The organism is Marinobacter alkalisoli (assembly GCF_045449855.1).
In the GTDB taxonomy this organism is placed as follows: Bacteria; Pseudomonadota; Gammaproteobacteria; order Pseudomonadales; family Oleiphilaceae; genus Marinobacter.
Genome location: NZ_JBJJLC010000062.1, coordinates 1 through 20,139 on the forward strand (window position 1 = coordinate 1; position 20,139 = coordinate 20,139).

The following is a 20,139-nucleotide window of genomic DNA, read 5'->3' on the forward strand; positions in this document are numbered from 1 at the left end:
CCCCCGGCCATACTCCTTGATACACCGTTGGATTTCGTCCCTGAACCGTAGGTCGGATTAGCCGCAGGCGTAATCCGACAACCAGTTCTCAGGCCATTGCACCGTCGGATTACGCCTTTGGCTCATTGTGCCGTTCACCGGTAAATCCGACCTACGGTTACCCATTCGGCAGCAGGTTTGCCTTGGCCAGGCACTCGCGGATCTGATCCAGCGCTTCTGGATTGGCCAACGCATCGCGGTTGTCGCTGCGGGCGGAGCCGTTGATCAGTCTCGCGACGGCCAGTTCCACTTTCTTGCCGCTGCGGGTGTAGGGAATGTCCGGCACGGTGATTACGTGCCTGGGCACGTGCCTCGGGCTGGCGCCTTCGCGGATGCGGGTTTTCAGGCGTTTGACCAGTTCTTCCCCGAGGCTTTCTCCCTCAGCGGGAACCACCAGCAGGACCACTTCCACGTCGCCGTCGATCTGGCGGCCGATGACCAGGCTGTCTTTCACCGCGGCTTCGGTTTCCACCTGGCGGTAGATTTCCGCCGTGCCGATGCGGACACCGCCCGGGTTGAGGGTGGCGTCGGAGCGGCCGTAGATGATGGCGCCGCCGTGTTCGGTGAATTCGATGAAGTCACCGTGGGCCCAGACGCCCGGGCTAGTGTCGGAGAAGGTGTCGAAGTAGGCGCTGCGATAGCGTTCACCGTCGGCGTCGTCCCAGAAGCATACTGGCATGGACGGCAGCGGCTGAAGGCAGACCAGTTCGCCGCGGCCTTCGCTGACGGGCTTGCCGTCGTCGCCGTAGGCCACGGCGTCGACACCGAGGAAGCGGCACTGGATTTCGCCGCGGCGCACGGGCAGCAGCGGGGTGGCGCCCACGAAGCAGCCGCAGATGTCGGTGCCGCCGGCGATGGAGCCGAGCAGTACGTTGGGGGCGCCGTCGCTGTAGACCCAGTCGTAGTCTTCCGGCAGCAGCGGTGAGCCGGTGGAGAAGACGACGCGAAGGGCGCTCAGGTCGAGGGTTTTCGCCGGGGCCAGTTCGGCCTTGCGGCAGCCGGCAATGAAGCGGGCGCTGGTGCCGTAGTGGGTGACTTTTTCGTCGGCAACCACCTGCCATAGAAAGCTCAGATCCGGGTAGCCGGGGGAGCCGTCGACGGTGATCACCGCCGCACCGGTTAGCAGGGCGGAGGCCTGCCAGTTCCACATCATCCAGCCACAGGTGGTGAAGTAGAGGAATCGGTCCTCTGGCCCGACATCGCCGTGGAGCATCAGTTCCTTGGCGTGGTTGACCAGCAGGCCGGCGGCGCCGTGAACGATGCACTTGGGTTTGCCGGTGGTGCCGGAGGAATACAGGATGTAGACCGGATGATCCGGGGGCAGCGGCGCAAAGGACGGCGCCTTGCCGGCGCCGAATGCCAGGGCGTCTTCCCAGGTGGTGACGCGCTCGCCGGCGATGGGGGCTTCGTCCGGCAGCTGCTGGACGCTGACCACGCACTTCAGCGATGGCAGGCCGGCAATGAGTTCCGCAAACCCCTGCTGGCGGGCAAATACCTTGCCGCCGTAGCCATAGCCGTTCACCGCGATCAGCGCCGCAGGTTCAATCTGGCCGAAGCGGTCAAGAATCGCGCCGACGCCGAAATCGGGAGACGCGGAGCTCCAGATCGCGCCCAGGCTGGTGGCCGCCAGCATGCCGACCAGGGCTTCGTACCCGTTGGTGACCACGCCGGCAACGCGATCGCCCTGCTGAATGCCCTGATCCCGCAGAAAGGCTTCGAGGGCGCCGGTGTCGGCCTTCAGTTCGGCATAACTGCGACGCAACACCGGCCGGGTTTCGCAATAGGCAACGACCGCTTCGCTATCGGCCTGCTCGCCATCTGCCAGGCGCAGCAGGTTGGCGGCAAAGTTCACTTTCATGCCCGGGAACCATTCGGCGCCCGGCATGGCGCGGCTGCCCAGTACTCGCTCCGCCGGGGTGTCACTGACCAGGCCGCAATAGTCCCATACCTTCGCCCAGAAGGTGTCCAGCTCGTCGATGGACCAACGGTGCAGGGCGTGGTAATCGTTAAAAGGTCCGAATCCCTGATCTTCCAGCCACGCCTTGAAGCGGGCCATCTGGCAGTTGGTCAGGGTGTCTTCCGGGGGAGACCAGACCACCGGTGATTGTTCTGTATTGCTCATCCGTCTCTCCTGCTGATTACTGCATGTGCCAGCCGTGGCTGACGACGATGGATTGGCCGGTCAGGGCTGCAGACGGGAAGGCAGCCAGATGAACGGCCAGTTCGGATACATCCTCGAGAGTCGTGAACTTTCCATCCACGGTATTTTTCAGCATGACCTTGCTGATGACTTCTTCCTCGGAAATGCCCAGTTCCTTTGCCTGCTCCGGAATCTGTTTGTCCACCAACGGGGTGCGGACAAAGCCCGGGCAGATGATGTTGCTGCGCACGCCATGCTCTGCACCCTCTTTGGCAACCGCACGGCACAGCCCCAGCATACCGTGTTTGGCGGCAACATAGGGTGCTTTCAGGGGCGACGCTTCCAGTGAATGCACCGACCCCATATACAGCATGATGCCGCCGCCGGAGGCGTACATCTGGTTGAGGGCGGCGCGGGTGACCAGGAATGCACCGTCCAGATGCACACTCATCACTTTGCTCCAGTCCGCAAAAGCCAGCTTGTGCACCGGGTCGATATGCTGGACACCGGCGTTGGCAACGGCAATGTCCAGACCACCCCACTGCTCGACAATGGCAGCGACGCCCTCGTCAACGGCCTGCTCATTGGTGACATCCATTGCCAGCGCCATGGCTGTGCCACCGCTGTCTTCTATTGCCTGAACGGTGTCGCGGGCGCTTTCCAGGGTCAGGTCGGCAACCGCGACCTTCGCGCCCTCACGCCCATAGTGTTCGGCAATCGCCCGGCCGATGCCACGGCCGGCACCTGTCACCAGGGCAATCCGGTTTTCCAGACGCATGATATTTTCTCCTTAGTCGTAAGCCACACTCGGCAGCCAGGTCGCGATTTCCGGAACCAGGAACACGATGGCCAGAGCTACAAGCTGAATAATGATGAAGGGTATGACGCCCCTGTAGATGTCCAGCACGTCGATTTCCGGCGGCGCCACACCCTTGATGTAGAACAGGGCAAAGCCTACCGGTGGCGTCAGGAACGACGTCTGCAGGCACATGGCAAAGAGGATGGTGAACCACACCAGATCGAAACCCAGCGTTTGAACCACCGGCGCCACCAGCGGCAGAATGATGAGGGTAATTTCAACCCAGTCCAGGAAGAAACCCAGCAGGAACACCGCGAACAGAATGGTCAGAACCACGCCATAAGGTCCGAATGGCAGCCCCAGTAGCGCATCTTCGATTACCTGGTCGCCACCGAGCCCCCGCAGTACAACAGAGAACGCCGTAGCACCCAGAAAAATGGCAAAGATGAAGGCAGCCGTGCGGGTGGTTTGTTGCAACGAGGAGTTGAGCACCTGAAAGTTCAGGCGTCTCGCCATCAGGGCCAGTAACAAAGCCCCCAGGGCGCCAACGCCGGAAGCCTCCGTGGGCGTAGCTATACCGGCAAAGATAGAACCAAGCACTCCGAGAATCAGCGCAGCCGTAGGCACCACTGCCTTGGCCACTTCCCAGACGATGCTCCAGGAGACTTTCTCGGTGCCCTCCGGCACTGGGGCAATATGTGGCTGAAACAGTGGACGGATCATCACGTAAGCGACGTACATGGCACCCAGAAGCAGCCCGGGCAGGAACGCGCCCATGAACAGATCACCTACGGATGCCTCAGGAACCGCCAGCCGGTCGGCCATCAGCACCAGCATGATGGACGGGGGGATCAGTATTCCCAGGGTACCGGTGGCGCAGGCAGTGCCCACGGCAAAACCCTTGTCGTACTTGTTCTCCATCATCACCGGCAGGGAGAGCATGCCCAGCAGCACCACGGACGCCCCGATGATACCCGTGGTGGCCGCCAGCAATACGCCAATGACAACCACCGTTACAGCGTATCCACCACGAACCGCACCAAAGAGTTTTACCATGCTGTTCATCAGTTTTTCGGCAACGCCGGACTGATCGAGCATGATGCCCATGAATATGAACATGGGCAGAGCGACAAGGGTCTCGCTGTTGACGACATCCCATATTCGCTCGGGGACAAGTCCCATTGAAGACTGATAATCAAACCAGAGGTTAGCGCCGAAATTTTCGACGGCGATGACGCCAATCAGAGTCCAGATTACGGCGGTACCACCCAGTACCCAGGCGACAGGATAGCCCGTCATCAGCAGCGCCCCGAAGGTGAGGAACATGCCGATTACAAAAAGTGTTTCAAGCTCCATCAGGACGCATCCCCTTTCTTGTTACTCCCGGACTCGATCCGGATGGGCTTCGGAAAGCCAAAAAGCAGTGCGGTTACTTTCAGCAAGCGAGATAGTGCAGCCAGGGTCAGAAGAATAAACGACAATGCCACGACGCTCTTGAGAACCCAGCGGTAGGGAAGCCCGGCGGGTGCCTGACTGGTTTCCCCCTGCTGCCAGGAGCTATGGGCGTAGGGGATCATCTCCCAGACTGCCAGCCCGAGAAACGGCAGCAACAGGAACACCAGCCCAAACAGTTCAACCCATCCCTGGCCCCTGAGGGACAGACGTTCATGAATTACATCCACTCTCACGTGGCCATCAACGACCAGTGTGTAGGCCAGCCCCAACATCCAGCCTGCGCCAGCCAGGTGCCACTGGACTTCTTCCAGGGTCACAGAACCAGCGCCGAAGGCATAGCGACCAACCACCGCATAGATAATCACGCCGGTAATCACTAACCAGAGCCAGGAAGCACTCTTGCCGATCGCGGAAATCACACGGTCCATCCCCTGACTGAGCCAGGTTGTGGGCAACTCCGTGTGATGATGAAGAATTTGGTCGGTATCGGACACCGATGGCCGCCCACTCTGCGGTGAGCCTTTACCAGACACCGTCATACAGCAGTTCCTCGCTCAGAATGCCGATTGTGAAACAAGGATGGCCCCGAAGGGCCATCCAGACTTTGTCAGAGAGTACCGAAACCAGACCCGGTCTCTCAGGATCGGCCCGGGACCCTTACAGGTCCGACGGAACGTAGGCGCGTGTATCCCAGATCTCGTATGTTTCCATGAACTCGTTCTGGCTTTCATAAACGCGCTTGAAGTCGGCATCCTTGGACGCTTCTTCTTTCAGCACTTCCTCGGTGACCGCTTCCAACTCTTTCAGAACGTCACGGGGGATCTGGTCGGCCTGGACGCCCTTGTCCTGGAACTCGGCCAGGACCTTACCATTCTTATATTCACCCTCGGCCAGGCCAAGCGTTGTTGCAGCGGTACAGGAGGCCTCAACCAGCGCTTTCTGTGCGTCGGTGGTTTTGTTCCACTGATCCCTGTTGATCAGCATGTACTGGGCGGTGAACTGCTGGTGCCAGCCCGGGAACAGGTTGTACTTGACCACCTGGTCGAAGCCGAGGATCTGGTCGATGGCGGGCATGGAGAATTCGGTGGCATCGATGGTGCCTTTTTCCAGTGCCTGGTAGAGCTCACCACCGGGCATCATGGTGACGGAGGCGCCCAGTTTCTCCAGAACCTTGCCACCCAGACCCGCGAAGCGAATCTTCAGGCCTTTGTAGTCTTCCAGCGTTTCGATGGGCTCCGCATACCAGCCCGCTGTTTCAGGCCCGATAATGCCGCACAGTTGGGCGTGCACGTCGAAGCCCTTATTGGCATAGACTTCCTGCAGCATTTCATGACCGCCACCGTAGTAATACCAGGCAGTGTAGGCCCAGGGCTTCATGCCGAAGGGTACGGCTGCAAACAGCGGAATCGCAGGGACCTTGCCCTGGTCGTAACCAATCCAGGTGTAACCTGCTTCAACCTTGCCATCGGAAACGGATTGCAAGATATCGAATGGGGGTACCAGCTTCCCGGGCTCGTAAACGCGAACCTGGATGCTGCCATCGGAAGCGGTGGTGAGGTTTTCGGCAACCCAGGCGGCGGGGGAACCCAGGCCCGGTAAGTTGGTGGCAAAGGCAACAGGCATTTTCCAGCGAAGGTCGTCTGCGAACGCCGATCCTGTGGACAGGGCGATCGCACCGGTAATCCCGGCGAGAGCCTTGAAGAGTTTCATTGGCATGTCTCCTAGCATTGTTGTTTTATCCGGCCGCCGGTTGTTGACTGACGGTCCTAATCTGAGTGTAGTCAGACATCGCAGAGAACGAGACAGACAATATAAATTGTGGGTCCAACGTTGAGCGCCAGTCTTGTTTTCCGCGTTGTTCTGACGTCCTGCATCGGGGATTTAGCAGGTGCCGTGCCAGTCACAGAAAAACCAGTAAAATCAGAAGGATAAAAACCAGGCTACAGAGAAGGGAAGACCGCATTGTCCGAAGATCCGGACGGAATAATACCTATGTCGCAGGTAGTTGTCCTGATTGCCGAACAGCTGTCCGGAAATCAGGACATCCTGGCGAGCTTTTCATACAGAACGGAACGGGAGATGCCCAAAAGCTTGGCTGCCCGGGTCCGGTTGCCCCGGCAGGCCACCAATGCAGACTCAATCGCCTGCGCTTCCGCCTCCGCCATCACTTGCGCCAGCGGCCTGACCGGTCGGGGGGACAGGGAGGACTGGGGGCGCGAACCATTACGGGGCAGCACCTTGAAGATGGCGTCGGCATCAAGCAGCCCGTTGTCTTCACCCATGGTGAGCGCCCGCTCCAGCACGTTCCTGAGCTCACGAATATTGCCCGGCCAGTCATAGCTTCCCAGTGCCGATACCGCGGCATCGGTAATCTCACCGCGTATTTCCAGGCCGTCACAGATGTCTTCCAGCAAGGCCTCGCATAACACACCGAGATCCGCCAGCCGCTCCCTCAGGGGGGGAATCGGAATTTCCAGAACATTGAGCCGGTAATACAGGTCGGAGCGGAAGCTGCCTTCAGCCATCATGGTTTCCAGGTTGCGACTGGTCGCCGCAATGACCCGGACATTCACCGACACCACCTTGTTGGAGCCCAGGGGTTCAATCTCGCCTTCCTGCAGCGCCCGCAACAGCTTGGCCTGCAGCGCCAGCGGCATATCGCCCACTTCATCCAGAAACAGGGTGCCGCCGTTGGCAAGCTGGAACTTGCCATCGCGGGTGCGGCGATCAGCCCCGGTATAAGCCCCGGGCGCCACGCCAAAGAACTCCGCTTCCAGAAGATTGTCGGGAATGGCGGCCACGTTCACCCCCACAAAGGGCTTCTCCGCACGCCCGGATACCGAGTGAATAGCCTGGGCCAAGACCTCCTTGCCGGTGCCGGTCTCGCCCAACAGCAACACCGGCATATCCCGACCGGCGGCCAACCGCGCACGGCGCTTGACCTCCAGGGCCGCCGGACTCGCACCCACGAAATCCCCCAGGCTGTAGCGGGTGCCACGGGCTTTTTTTGCCAGCGCCTTACGGGCCGCAGCCAGGTCCTGGTGCAGACGACGGTACTTGCTGACCAGCGGCGTCAGCGGCTGCAGGTCATCGTAGAGAACAAAGGCCACCGCGCCGACAATCTCGCCATCGTCATCAAAGAATGGCAGGCGGGTGACCACAAACTGCTGGTTCTGGTGTTCCATGATATCCAGCAGCAGCGGTTTCCCGGTCTCCACCACCTCGGGCATGCGGGTGTGAGGAATCACATCCCGCACGAACCGGCCGATTACCTCAGACGGCTCTTTCAGTCCCAGCAAACCGGAATAGCTGGCGTTGATCCAGGTAATCCGGCTGTCACGATCCACAGCTATTGCCCCCGCACTGGCCTCCTCGAACATCGGGATAAAGGATTCGATGAGTTCTCGAGTCAGGCCTTTCTTTTTATTGTGGGCAAATAGCTGTGTCATGTACCGGTTACCGCCAGGGAGAGTGTCTTGCATGGTACAAAACCTGGGCAGCCCGTCAATCAGGGATATTCAGCTGGTTATCAGCAAACACGATCAGATCACTCGCCGGCGGCTGATCCTGGATATCCGGCACGTTGGTTTCCGACAACGCTGTGGTGATATCACCCCGCGGCACCGTTCGTACCACCTGGCTCGGCGGCAGGGGCCGGCCCTCGGTCAGGTGTTCGTAGACCAGATCCAGTGCCTGGAAGTAGTAATGGTGCAGGGGAACATAACGCTCCGCCACGCCCGGGAAACCGTTCAGTACATCCAGATGGTGGGCGTTGAGTATTTCGTAATAACGCAGGCCCGAGTCCTCCCCCTCAACCATCCGGTTCAGGGCCAGGTATGGCCGGGAGGTGTGGTTGATCGGCAGGATCGCATCGGCCCGCCCGGTGACGAACACCGCGGGCTTGCCCCGCAGGTCACCACTGGCACGAATGTCTTCAATGCCCTGACTGACCGCATCGGCCAGGGCGGCGTCGGTGCCCGCCAGCGGGTTGCCGGTTGCAACATCCACTCCCTGCACCAGGCTGCGCAAACACAGCAGTGCATCCAGACCATAGTCCAGCTGACCGGTACTGGCCGAAGCGCTCATGGCCAGATGGGTCGGCTGACCCAGGGCGTCGTCATACACCAGATTCACCCCGGCACTCGGCGGAATGCCGTTACTGGCCGAGAACAGGGCGGCTTCCTGTGCCGGAGCCAACGGAACCACCGCACCGGTCCCATCCGTTGCCGCCAGGCTGAGGCCACAGACCCGATCCTCAACACCGGCCTGGCCATAGGTATTGGCGTAGGTCATCGAGATGCCCTGGGCCACCGCGAGGCCAAAATGCACCGGCGCCAACAGATTCTGCTCGGGCTGAATACCAAAGTCTTCGTTCAGAATCCGCAAAGCATCGGTGGCACGTTCTTCGATGGTAATACCGGATACCAGGCCCTTGCTGGCCAGCGAGTCGCAGATGTTTCCGCCAATGGCCGGCGGGTTAAACACCGCGTTAAGAGGCGCCACATCCCGGATGGCCGGTGCCTGGTTGGCACAGCCCTGATACACCGCCAGCGCCGTGGTGTAATCCAGCAGGCTGCGGCTGTGCCCGGAAATGACCGGGCCATTGCCCTGACGAATGGTGAACGAGGTATTCACCCTCGGGTTTACATTGGGCTCGGAAACCGCAACGCCGTCAATCAGCCCCCGGTCATCCTGTTCGGCTGCCCGTACTGACGCACCACCGCCATTGGATACACTGGAGGCAATGACCAGGGTGTGTTTGGGCTTGATGGTAATCAGCCGTTCACCGTTGCCGAGTTCGCGACCGAATTTCTCGTTCAGCACATAGAAACCAAACTCAATCGATTGCAGCACGTGGGTTCCCCAATCGGCCTCGGGGTTCACCCCGGAGTGGGCATGCTTATAGGCGAACCGGTCCGGCCACTGGTTGTTGAAGTCCGCCCGCGCGGCATCATCCAGGTCGGCGCGGAACAGCACCGGCTCATCGTCGGTGGTAGTGAGCGTACCGTCGATACGTTGGGTACTGTTGGTTTCCAGGTTGTGGGCACCCGTGCCGGTCCCCTTGTCGGTATAGACCACGGCACAACCTTTCTTCAGCCCCCATTCACCGGCGGTACCAATCGCGCCATACACACCCCGTGAACCGGAGGAAGGTGCGGTCACCATGCAGGGCTGGCGGGGATCGAAGCTGTCCGGCACCTGGACCATCACCGTCACCGGCACTTCATGGCCTTGCTCGTCATGGCCAGGAACATTCATCAACGCGAGGGATTCCTCGCCGGCAATCATACCGTTCCCGTTAACCCCGACCCGGGGCCCGAAGAACGTGCCATAACCCCCGCCCGGCGCGGTATCCACCAGCGCGCGGTAGTTGTTGTAGATCGCCAGCCGTCGGAGTTCCCCTGGGGTCGGGTTGAGGGCATCATCAAAGGCCGGCGGGGTTGGGCTGGCCAGACCGTCGGCGCCAAGGCCGGCTGTCAGCAGGTCGTCAGTCAGGCCGTCGTACCAGGTCTGCTGAATATCACTGGCGATAAAGTCGGGTATTGCATTGAACGGAGGCTTGCCCTCATTGCCAGCGGCGAGCGCAGCCCCGGTTACACCGATCAGGGTGCATAGCAGCAATCGTCTCATGATTCGTTCCTTGTTTGTTGTTGTTAACGGTCAGGCCGAACCTCAGGCACTCCGGCCTGACTGGATGTTATGCGGATGCTGTGCCAACTCACCAAGGCATTGAAAATGGGGAATATTTACTGAATAGACGAGAAAATGATCGAGGATTATCCGGAATTCCGGACACTGGCGGATCACTAATATCACCCTGAAGGCCTGAAAACAGGCAGTTAACGTCGGTGTCCGGAAAACCAGACACCGTCCGAAAACTCAAACAGTCGCCGCTTCCGGGAAGGCATAAAGCAGCGGACTCCGCCCCGACAGGACGGAGTCGCTGACGGCTCAGCGCGCTGAATTGACCCCAATCATGGGTTTAACCGGGGATGACAGGTAGCTCAAGCGCAGGCCATTGGCCGGTATCTCCAGATCGAACGCCACGATGCCGCCCACATCCACCGCCAGGGTTTGCGCCACCTGATTATACTGCTCGATCACCTGGCGACCGTCATCCAGAAAGCGCACTTCACCCGCCAGGTCCAGATCCAGGGGCACACTGTGCAGGTTGTGGGGCAGATCCAGTGGGGTGGCCAGATCCGGCGCATCCAGGTAGACCTTAACATCGGTCTCAAACACCGGAAAGCCGTCGTCACCCGTGCGAATGACCCCCGGAATCAGACGCGTGCGATTGCCCTCTTCATCCTCGGCATAGCGCATGCGGATAATCTGCGGACCGGTCGGTGTCTCTGCCCATGTCAGGTCTGTCCCCACTTTGGCATTCACCGTCAGGGAAGTGGTGGTGAGCAGGGTGGGGTGAAGCAGGACGCGAACACCCGCCGAAGGATCATCCGGATCCACCGGCCCCACAACCTCGGTGTTCAAGGCACCGGTCATGTAGATGAACTGAAGCTCCGGGCACTCGGTTTCAATCCACGGCGAGTAGATGTCCTTACGGTCTCGGTTACAGCCCACACGGGCCTCATCGCGATTCAGGCTGACAACCCGGGTGGCCTGGGCCGGAGCGAGTGGCTGGCCGGCATCATCCAGGGTCACATCGGGTGGCTCTGTGCAGTCACGCTCATAGACCTTGCGGATCACGACGCCATCACTGTCGGTCTCATCCACGATGCCACACTGAATCGCCCCGTCGGCGTTCACATCCCGCACCGGGAGATTTCTCAGGGGCAAGAGCACCGTATCGGACGTCGCGCCACCGCGGAAGTAAATGGTCATATCCGGGCCGCCCGGTTCACTCAAACCGGCCAGGGCATCGGTCTCCAGGGCCTGGCCAGCCACAGAACAGATGGCCGTGTCGCAGTCCGGGGACTCAGACGCCTCCGAAGACAGCGTGTATCGGTACCAGGCCCCTTGCTCCCACGGCTGCTCCGGATAGAACCAGAGCTTCCGCGACGTCATCTCGAGCCGGCCTGCCACCGGTTCCGCGGCAACCTCGACGTTATCACCGGTGCCATCGCCCAGACCGGTCACCTTTTCCACCGTGAAGGTCTGGTTCAGGCGGATGGACGCAGGATCCATGGACTGGGAAAACGTCACCGCGATGGGCCGGTTGGCTGGCAACGAAACCACCGGCATGCCCTCGTCATCCTGATTGTAGTCAACGCCGTTGCCATCAATGGCGCCAACGCAACGCCCATGCTGGTCGTTCAGCAAATCCAGCGCCTTGGTGACACAGGGAAACCCGGGGTAAACCGCCACCGCCAGCGGTGATGACGCAGACGGGTCCGCCTGGACCGGGAGCTCAAACGACAGTTCCTCGGCCACTGCGCCATTACCGGCCAGGTCGGTGAGGTCCGATGTCAGCCGGATCTGGTAATGCGTGCCGTGAGCAAGCCCGCCAGCAGGCATCACCGACACACTGGTTCCATCCACGGATACGTCCAGCGCCTCCACGGGCTTGCCGTCGGCCAGTACCCGGAGCCCGTCAGCGAGGGATTCCCGCGATACCGGCTCATCGAAAAACAGCGTGATCGGATCCCCGGGACGATGGGCATTGTGCAGGCCAGTGCCCGCCTCATCGGGCATCCAGCTCAACAGCTCGGGGCCCTGCGTGTCCACCAGCGGGTCCGGCGCATTCTGTTGGGCTCGGTCCAGGGTGTCCGCCTCAATCCGGAACGCCAGCGAGGCCATTGCATTCTCAAGGCCCAGCAGCCGTGGCTCAACCATGCTCAGGGCATCGATTTCCAGGGTGCCGTTCCGGATGATCGCGGTGCCCACCAGCTCCAGACCAAGAATATTCTGGGACAGCGCAGCATTCGGTTGCGCTTCCTCGGTGCTCATGGCGACATCCATGAACAGGCGGATATGGCGGGGCGCGTCGTCCGCATCGGAATACGGGTTCCGGTACAGGTAACCCACCGCGTCGGTAATCGTGGTGACCCGGATGGCCCCCGTTGTCTGGACGCCACTGTCGGTCATCAACGGCACCACACCGCCGACGTTCACATCCAGGGAGGTGCTGCTCAGCAACGTCCCGGCGGGGATTTGCAACGGTGTCATTTCGGGGTAGTCCGGCGCATAGGCAAGCTCTGCCCACATCTCTCCGGTCTGGTAGGAGGTGGGTGTATCCCCCAGCAACACCGAACTCAGGGCAATACCATTAATGGGCTCACCGTTCAGTACCGAGCGCAGGTTCTCGGCATCCGAGTTGGCAACCGCTGCCTGGTACAGGGTTTCACCGGGGCCCGAGTCCTGCGGGGTCAGGGTGGTTTCATAGTTCGCCAGCTGATCGCCATAGGCATTGGGCAAATCCCGGACAACGAGCCGGTAGGTTTCCCCGGGGTTCAGAGCAGATTCTGATGCGCCCTTACCGGCAACCGGGTCGATCACAAGGTGCCGTTCCCCGGACAGCACCCGCGCCGGAACCAGGTTGCCGGCACTGTCTTCCAGTCTCACCGACTCGCCATAAACCACCCCTGCCGGGTGAACCGGCTGACTGAAAGTCAGTCGGAGGGTGGAAAAATCCACCAGCGGATAGCGTTCTCCGTCAGGGATCCGGCCCTTAACCCGGAATTCGGCCGCCGTGCCCGAGAGCGAGGGTATACCACTGAAGCTGCCACGGGTCTGGAATTCCAGGCTGCCATCAGTCCCCAGCTGGTCAACGACAGTATCACCGGCCGTGACCGGTCGCTGCAGGCTAATGCTGTAGGTGGTGGCGGGCTTCAGGGCGGCAACGGGGTGAATCACCCAGCTCTGGCCACCATCCACCGGTGTCAGCTCATGATCAATCCGTTCATCCCCCGCCTTCAGCACCAGTTCAGGCTGATCCACTGGCTGCGAGAACCTCAGCACCAGATCGGACCGGGGCGAGACATCCCGCTGACCATCCGCGGGGTAGCTGTAGATCAATGAGGGCGCGGGGCCTGGTGTCTGCATGCTGGAGTCTTCTCCCCCGCATGCTGCCAACAATACCGGAACCAGCATCAGTGCGCCGACTTTCCACAGGTTCATGGCAGTCTCCTGTTCAGAATTTAAGCGTGATGGAACCGGCGATGACATGGACATCACCATCGGCGGTGACCTGCCCGTTGGTCACCGTTGCGTTACCGGAACCGGTGTTGCTCAACTCAAAATCACGCTCGTCCAGCCGGTGGTACTGGTACCCGATATCCAGCCTGACCGGATAAGCCAGCACACGCGTTTGCTCGTACTGCGCAGACAGACCCAGACCAACGATGTATCGGTCACTGTCGTAATAATTCACATCCGGTGTCAGGCCGTCCCCGAGCGGAGATTCCTGATAGGCCAGCCCGGTGGTCAGCGCAAAATTGGGGTGGAACTGATACTCGCCGCCAATACGGGGCACAAGGATGTCGTCAAAGCGCACCTCAGCCTGATCCTTGATCTGATCCCCTTCAAACTTGTCACTCAGGCCAGACCAGTTCTGTTGCTCCAGGCTGCCGCCAATCCGCCAGCCGTCGCCTTTATATTGCAGCCCCAGCGCCAGGGTTTCGGGCTGGTAGGAATCGTAGGTCCGGATAGTGAACTCCAGGGGGGCGGACTCCGGTATCAACCCGGGAATGACCACACTCGAATCCACCGTGGTATTGGTGTCGGAACTGGTGCGATAGACCGCGGCCACCTCCCAGCCACTGAGCAGGCACTGACTCTCCGGGCAGACGGTGCGCCCCAGGTCAACACTGGTGGAATAGATCAGGCGAAAAGAGGGTTCGGCGTTGACCGACAGCTTTTCCTGCTCGGTATTCCCCGCCAGGTCACTGACAGCTCGCAGATCCGCGGCGGCATGGAGCGTTACCCGCGCCGAGGCGCCAACACTGACCCCGCGCCAGACATTCGAGGCAGCACCAATGTTCAGAAACAGTGGCTGACGGCCATACTCCAGGAACTGCCCATCGCTGGATGTCTGCGACCCGAAGGCCAGCATTTCCTTGCCGTACTTTTCCACACCGGCAATAAACCCGAGGTAGATCGGGGGACCATCTCGAAGCATGGAGGTGAGATCGGTTTTCATGCCGATCAGTACATGCTGACTTTCCTTCTCAAAGCTGAAGGTACCGTTACTACCCGTGGCTTGAAGATCCGGCTGGGCATGCAACAGGCCTGCGGTCAGCTCACCACGGGGATCGGAAGCCAGGTAGGCGGGGTTGTAGAAGTTGGCCGACACCTGGGTGTTAAACATCGACAACGCCTGTGCCGAGGCAATATCCGTCGGCAACACGCCATAGGTTGATCCAATATTGCCCATACTCGCATTCGCCAGGGGGGACAGGCCGGCCAGGCTGGTGGCGATAACAAGGCGGGACAAAAGCACGGATCTGTGGAGCAGGTACGACATGGCTAAGTTCCTTTAGACACGCGGGAATTGGTTGTCAGAGCGATATGCCCGAGTCGTTCGTGGGGCGGAACCCTATACACTCCATGTCGGGTTCAGATTGGCAGGCTAGCCTCGAATTCCATGGCAACCGGGTCATCACAAATGCGACATATGACAACCTGCTGGTTTCACTGGATTTTCAGAAATTCAATTTCCGACATGTCGCCAGTGGCTTCAGCAAAATGTGAGCAAAATCAAAGACCTGAAATGTATCGGGAAGCGCTAGCCAATTCTTATAAACGGCAGCAGGCTAATGGCAGCAATGGTGATAATGGCGAGGCAGGCCATCAAAGTGGTGAGGGGTTTTTGCCGCAACCGGAACCAGAATCCACCGACACGCCCCGCCGCAAGCTCATGCTCGTATTCCGAGCGCTGTCGTACCCGGCGCTGGCGCTGATACTCTTCCAGCAAGGCGCGGGCCCGGGCCGCCTCGTCATCGTCGTGAACCCAGAAGCCCCCCATGCTGATTCCCCAGCGACTAGGCGGGGTTTCGTAGTAGCGAACGTCATGGAACTCGAACAATTCGCGGATTTCATCTGCCTCGTCATCGGGTACGTGGCGGAGATTCATCAGATGGTGGGGCATGGTTGGTCTGGTATCAATGGCCGGAATCCCTATATCCTAGCATCCATGAGGATGACCTTCCGAACTTGCCACCAGGACGTTGAATGACCGACACCGCCATCCGCCTGTTGCTGGAATTTGACGACAGGGTGCGCCGCGATCAGGAGCAGGCACCGGCGTTTCTGCACCGGCGCGACCGGAAATATGCCCTGAATTGCCAGCAGCGCGGTGTTACCCCGTCCCCGAGGGACTGGCTGGCTCATGTTAAGCGCTTGAGCGGGCCGGGAGGCGGGCCCGGCGCAGATGCGGCTCTCGGAATCTGGCGACGTATTATGGCGGGGTTTCTCCTTGCGGGCGCCTTCCTGGGCGTGATCACCATGCTCGGATTGCTGTTTTACGAGGGTGGCCAGCGGATCAACGTCACCGTTATTCTCGCCTTCGTTTTTCTCCAGTGCCTGTTGGCCGCCTTTACCACGCTCCAGGCTTTTGCCGGATGGCAACCCTGGCGCCCGCTGGTGGCCCGGCTTTCCTCCGGGGAACCAACCACGGCCCTGCGCAGGCTCCAGCCACAGCTGATGGCAAGGGCCGCCCATACTGGCGGCGTGGCGTTCGGCATCAGTGGCTTGCTGACGTTGCTGGTGATGGTGGTGGTTCAGGACCTGGCGTTTGGCTGGAGCACCACGCTCAATACTGACAGCCACAGGTTCCTCGGCCTGGTACAGGCCATTGCCGCTCCCTGGCAGTGGCTCTGGCCCGTCGCGGTGCCTGACGCCAACCTGGTGGAGACTACCCGTTTCTTCCGTGCCCAAACCGGCAGTATCACCACCCATCCGGCCCGACTGGGCGACTGGTGGCCATTCGTCGTCATGGTGTGGATAGGCTATGTCCTGCTGCCGCGACTGATACTGGCCATCATCGCCGATGGCCACCTGCGATTAAGGGCCCGTCGGCTGCTTGACCGTCACCCGGGGCTGACCGCATTACAGTACCGGATGGAAACGCCGGCACTGGAAACTGGCAATGCCCATAACGATGCCGAGCACCAACCGGACACCTCGACAAACAGTCAGTTGAAGCCACTCCCGGAGAGCGACACCGTTATCTGCTGGGCCGGCGCCGGAGAACCGGAGCTTCCGGATGCCCTGAATGGTCCCGATACCCTGGTGCTTCGTGCCGGCGGCCGGGCCTCGCTCGAGGACGACACGAACACCCTGGAGAAAGCAGCTGATCACCTTGCGAACATCACCCGGCCCGCCGTTATTGTGGTTACCCGCAGCTGGGAGCCACCCACCGGTGAGCTGCAGGACTTTCTCCAGCAGGCCCGCGAGCAATGGCCCTCTGCCAGCCACGTGGCGCTGGTTCCGTTGACCGCCTCCGGGCTGGAAAAACCGCCCGCGCACCAGTTACAGCAGTGGTTGCGATTTACCGAACGGCTGGGAACCGACTTTGCCGTCGTCAGCCTTCCGCCGTCGCTGCTCCAGAACCCGTACCAACAGGGGGAGTTGTAAGCCATGGACAATGCCCCGGTTTTTGCGGTGGTCGGCCACCCCAACAAAGGCAAATCCAGCGTGGTGGCGACACTGTCCCAGAACGACGCCATCGCCATTGCCCTGGAGCCAGGCACCACCCGTCAGCGTCAGGCCTATCCGTTAACCGTGGACGGCAGGACTCTCTACACACTGGTGGACACCCCGGGGTTCCAGCGCCCACGGCGGGTGCTGGAATGGCTGGATGCCCACAGCGTATCGGCCTCGGATCGGGCCGAAACCGTCGCCGCGTTCGTTACCCAACACCGGGATGACGCCCGCTTCACCGACGAGTGCGAGCTACTGACACCCCTGGTAGAAGGTGCCGGTATTATCTACGTGGTCGACGGTTCGGTGCCCTACAGCGCGGAGCACGAAGCGGAAATGAGCATCCTGCGCTGGACCGGCCGGCCCAGCCTGGCATTGATTAACAGCATTGGCCCCGACGATTACAGCAATACCTGGCAGGCAGCGCTGGGTCAGTTCTTTCAGGTTGTCCGCAAGTTCGACGCCGTTCGCGCACCATTCGACCAGCATCTCAGCCTTTTGAGAGCCTTTGGCCAATTGGAACCGGCCTGGGAGGCGCCCCTGGAACAGGCCACCGGTTTTCTCGCGGATCAGCGCAGCCAGCGTAAAACCCAGGCCGCCAGGCTGATTGCCAAAGCCCTGGAAGACATAATGTCGCACCAGGAAAAACGCACCCTGACCACAAATCAGGCCACGGCAACCAGCGAGCAGACTCTGGCGGATACCCTCAGGCGTAGTTGGTACCATCACCAGCGTCGGCGGGAGCAGACCCTGCGGGTCTCCATTGAACACCTGTACCAGCACAAGCGCATTCAGCGCCAGGAAGCAGAGCTGGAATGGCACAGCGATCACGACCTGTTCAGTGAAGACAGCCGCCGCGTCTGGTCTGTCAGCCGGCGCTACCTGGCCACCGCAGGCTTCGGCGCGGGCGCCGTTGGCGGCGCCGGCATCGATGCGCTCACCTTCGGAGCGTCACTGGGTACCGTCGCCCTGGTAGGGGGTATTCTCGGCGCGGCCGGCAGTTATTTCTACGGCGACCGGCTGGCCCTGCCCGCGCTGAACATCGGCGCCCTGAGGGATGGTCTGAAAACCGCCACCTTCGGCCCTGTACAGGACAGCCAGTTCGGCTATGTTGTATTAGGGCGTGCTGTGGATCACTGGTGGCATATCAGCCACCGCAACCATGCCGGGCGCGATCAGCTGGACCTTGCACCAGCCGATAGCCACTGGCTGGAAAACCTGGACCGGAAAAGCCGACAGGACATCCAGAGAGCCTTCGACCGGTTTCGTAAACACAGAACGCCCGACGAACGCCTGCGGGTTACCTTAGCCGCCGCCGTTGAACAGGCGATGACCGTTTACGACGATTGGCGGTTGAACCGGACCTGACAGGGATGTTTATACTGTAGAGCTATTCCATCACAGAATGAGGAATGCGAATGAAAATCGTACGAGTGCAAGACATCATCGGTACCGAGCGCGAAGTCAGCGGCCCGGGCTGGACCAGCCGTCGCATGCTGCTGAAGAAGGACGGCATGGGCTTCTCCTTCCACGAGACCATCATCCCAGCCGGCGCTGAGCTCAACCTCTGGTACAAGCACCACCTGGAAGCCGTCTATTGTGTTGCCGGTAACGGCACCATTCTGGACAAGGCTACCGGTGAAACCCACGACATCTCCGACGGAACGCTGTACGCACTCGACAAGAACGACCAGCATACGCTCCGTGGCGGCACTGAAGACATGCGCCTGATCTGCGCCTTCAACCCGCCAGTCACCGGTCGCGAAGTGCACGACGAGGACGGCGCCTACCTGCCGGATACCGGCGAAAACTAAGTCGCCTTTCGTGGCTGATCCCCAAGCCGCAATCACACCGCCACCGCAGGCAAAGCTGCTTCCGGTGGCGGTGTTGCTTTGGCTCGCCGGTGTATACCTGCGCGTACCGATACTCGTGGCACCGCCGCTGGCACCCTTCATTGGCGACGAGTTGGCCCTGTCCCAGGCGCTGACCGGCGCACTGACGACCCTGCCTATCCTGATGCTGGCCATCGGCTCCATGCCCGGCTCCCTGGCCATCGCCCGTATCGGTCCACGTCATACCCTGGCGCTGGCCATGGTGATCATGGTTATCGGTTCCGCCGGGCGCGGTTTGGTGCCGGACACCTTCACCCTGATGCTTGCCAGCGCCGTCATGGGCCTCGGCGTCGCCATGATGCAACCGGCCCTGCCCGCCCTGCTGCCGCGCTGGCTGGAACCTCACCACCTGGCCCTGGGCTCCGCCATCTATATGAACGGCATGTTGATGGGGGAATTCATAGGTGCGGGCATCACCCTGCCGGTGCTCATGCCCCTGATGGACAACAGCTGGCGCGCGACCATGCTGGCCTGGTCGCTACCGGCACTACTGGTCGCCGCTGCCCTGTACCTGCCTAACAGAGACCGGGCAAAACCGGTGGGCAAAGTCTCCTGGCTACCGGACTGGAACAACCCACTCACCCTGAAAATCGGCCTGCTCCTCGGCCTCTCCGGCTCCATGTTCTTTGGCCTCAACGCTTACATGGGCAACCTGCTGGAACAGCAAGGCCAGTTCAACAAACTCGCCGACGCCCTGTTCTGGTACAACATCGCCCAGGTCTTCGCCTCCCTGGTCATGCTCAAGATGGCCAGAGCCTGGGTAGGCCGCCGCTCCGCGATCATCGTTACTGCCTCCCTGAGCATCATCGGCACCCTGGGCGCCATTACCTTTACCGGCTGGTGGTCCATCGCCAGCGCCACCCTTATGAGCTTCACCGCCGGCATCCTGCTGATCCTGCTGGTCGCGGTACCACCGCTGGTCACCTCGTCACAGGAAACCGGCCGTCTGTCCGCCGGCACCTTCCTTGTCGGTTACACCATGGCCTTCTCCGTACCCATGCTCGGCGGCGTCCTGGCCGACTGGACCGGCGACGCCCGACACGCCATCCTCACCATCATCGCTTACAGCGCCCTGGTCCTCCCCCTGGCCTTCACCCTGGACCTGACACGAAAAAAGGACCAGCCCGAAAGCTGATCCTTGCAAAAGGACTCCATCACCAATGGCCGAAAAGCCGTGGGGCGGGGTGTCTTTCCGCCGGGAAAAAGATGTCTGAGCG

At 60.8% G+C, this 20,139-nt stretch carries 14 protein-coding genes; 4 read left to right on the forward strand and 10 right to left on the reverse strand.

Features of this window, described 5'->3' with window-relative positions; all coding sequences use genetic code 11:
• Positions 1-157: 157 nt before the first annotated feature.
• From ACJO5Y_RS20480 to ACJO5Y_RS20525, 10 genes are all read right to left on the reverse strand, one after another.
• Complete coding sequence (locus tag ACJO5Y_RS20480) at positions 158-2,161, reverse strand: acetoacetate--CoA ligase (RefSeq protein ID WP_406989762.1); 2,004 nt, start codon at positions 2,159-2,161, stop codon at positions 158-160.
• 16 nt (positions 2,162-2,177) lie between these two features.
• Entirely contained in the window at positions 2,178-2,957 is a 780-nt protein-coding gene (locus ACJO5Y_RS20485; RefSeq protein ID WP_406989764.1) for a 3-hydroxybutyrate dehydrogenase, read from the reverse strand.
• Positions 2,958-2,969: 12 nt separating this feature from the next.
• Positions 2,970-4,334: a TRAP transporter large permease gene (locus ACJO5Y_RS20490; protein WP_406989766.1), complete on the reverse strand. Its 1,365-nt coding sequence runs from the start codon at positions 4,332-4,334 to the stop codon at positions 2,970-2,972.
• Positions 4,334-4,972 carry a TRAP transporter small permease subunit gene (locus ACJO5Y_RS20495; protein WP_406989768.1) on the reverse strand — a complete coding sequence of 213 codons (639 nt, stop codon included), beginning with the start codon at positions 4,970-4,972 and terminating at the stop codon, positions 4,334-4,336. Before ACJO5Y_RS20495 ends, ACJO5Y_RS20490 begins: the two co-directional genes overlap by 1 nt.
• A 118-nt stretch (positions 4,973-5,090) precedes the next feature.
• Positions 5,091-6,143, reverse strand: coding sequence for a TRAP transporter substrate-binding protein (locus ACJO5Y_RS20500; RefSeq protein WP_406989770.1), 1,053 nt, complete (start codon positions 6,141-6,143; stop codon positions 5,091-5,093).
• Between the two features lie 326 nt (positions 6,144-6,469).
• Positions 6,470-7,915 carry a sigma-54 interaction domain-containing protein gene (locus ACJO5Y_RS20505; protein ID WP_406989771.1) on the reverse strand — a complete coding sequence of 482 codons (1,446 nt, stop codon included), beginning with the start codon at positions 7,913-7,915 and terminating at the stop codon, positions 6,470-6,472.
• Positions 7,916-7,937: 22 nt separating this feature from the next.
• Complete coding sequence (locus ACJO5Y_RS20510) at positions 7,938-10,064, reverse strand: 3-hydroxybutyrate oligomer hydrolase family protein (RefSeq protein ID WP_406989773.1); 2,127 nt, start codon at positions 10,062-10,064, stop codon at positions 7,938-7,940.
• 321 nt (positions 10,065-10,385) lie between these two features.
• The gene (locus ACJO5Y_RS20515) at positions 10,386-13,508 is read right to left on the reverse strand and encodes an Ig-like domain-containing domain (protein ID WP_406989774.1); all 3,123 of its coding nucleotides are present in this window, start codon (positions 13,506-13,508) and stop codon (positions 10,386-10,388) included.
• Positions 13,509-13,521: 13 nt separating this feature from the next.
• The gene (locus ACJO5Y_RS20520) at positions 13,522-14,853 is read right to left on the reverse strand and encodes an outer membrane protein transport protein (RefSeq protein WP_406989776.1); all 1,332 of its coding nucleotides are present in this window, start codon (positions 14,851-14,853) and stop codon (positions 13,522-13,524) included.
• Positions 14,854-15,114: 261 nt separating this feature from the next.
• A complete protein-coding gene (locus ACJO5Y_RS20525) occupies positions 15,115-15,477 on the reverse strand; it encodes a DUF6164 family protein (protein WP_406989778.1) in 363 nt (120 codons plus the stop codon).
• Between the two features lie 83 nt (positions 15,478-15,560).
• Here ACJO5Y_RS20525 and ACJO5Y_RS20530 point away from each other — a divergent pair, with 83 nt between their 5' ends.
• Genes ACJO5Y_RS20530 through ACJO5Y_RS20545 form a run of 4 tightly spaced genes read left to right on the forward strand, consistent with a single transcriptional unit; the run spans position 15,561 to position 20,057 of the window.
• Positions 15,561-16,964 carry a DUF2868 domain-containing protein gene (locus ACJO5Y_RS20530; protein ID WP_406989780.1) on the forward strand — a complete coding sequence of 468 codons (1,404 nt, stop codon included), beginning with the start codon at positions 15,561-15,563 and terminating at the stop codon, positions 16,962-16,964.
• A gap of 3 nt (positions 16,965-16,967) precedes the next feature.
• Positions 16,968-18,398 carry a GTPase/DUF3482 domain-containing protein gene (locus ACJO5Y_RS20535; protein ID WP_406989781.1) on the forward strand — a complete coding sequence of 477 codons (1,431 nt, stop codon included), beginning with the start codon at positions 16,968-16,970 and terminating at the stop codon, positions 18,396-18,398.
• A 50-nt stretch (positions 18,399-18,448) separates the two neighbouring features.
• The gene (locus ACJO5Y_RS20540; protein ID WP_406989783.1) at positions 18,449-18,844 is read left to right on the forward strand and encodes an ectoine synthase; all 396 of its coding nucleotides are present in this window, start codon (positions 18,449-18,451) and stop codon (positions 18,842-18,844) included.
• A gap of 10 nt (positions 18,845-18,854) precedes the next feature.
• Entirely contained in the window at positions 18,855-20,057 is a 1,203-nt protein-coding gene (locus ACJO5Y_RS20545; protein ID WP_406989785.1) for an MFS transporter, read from the forward strand.
• Positions 20,058-20,139: the final 82 nt, after the last annotated feature.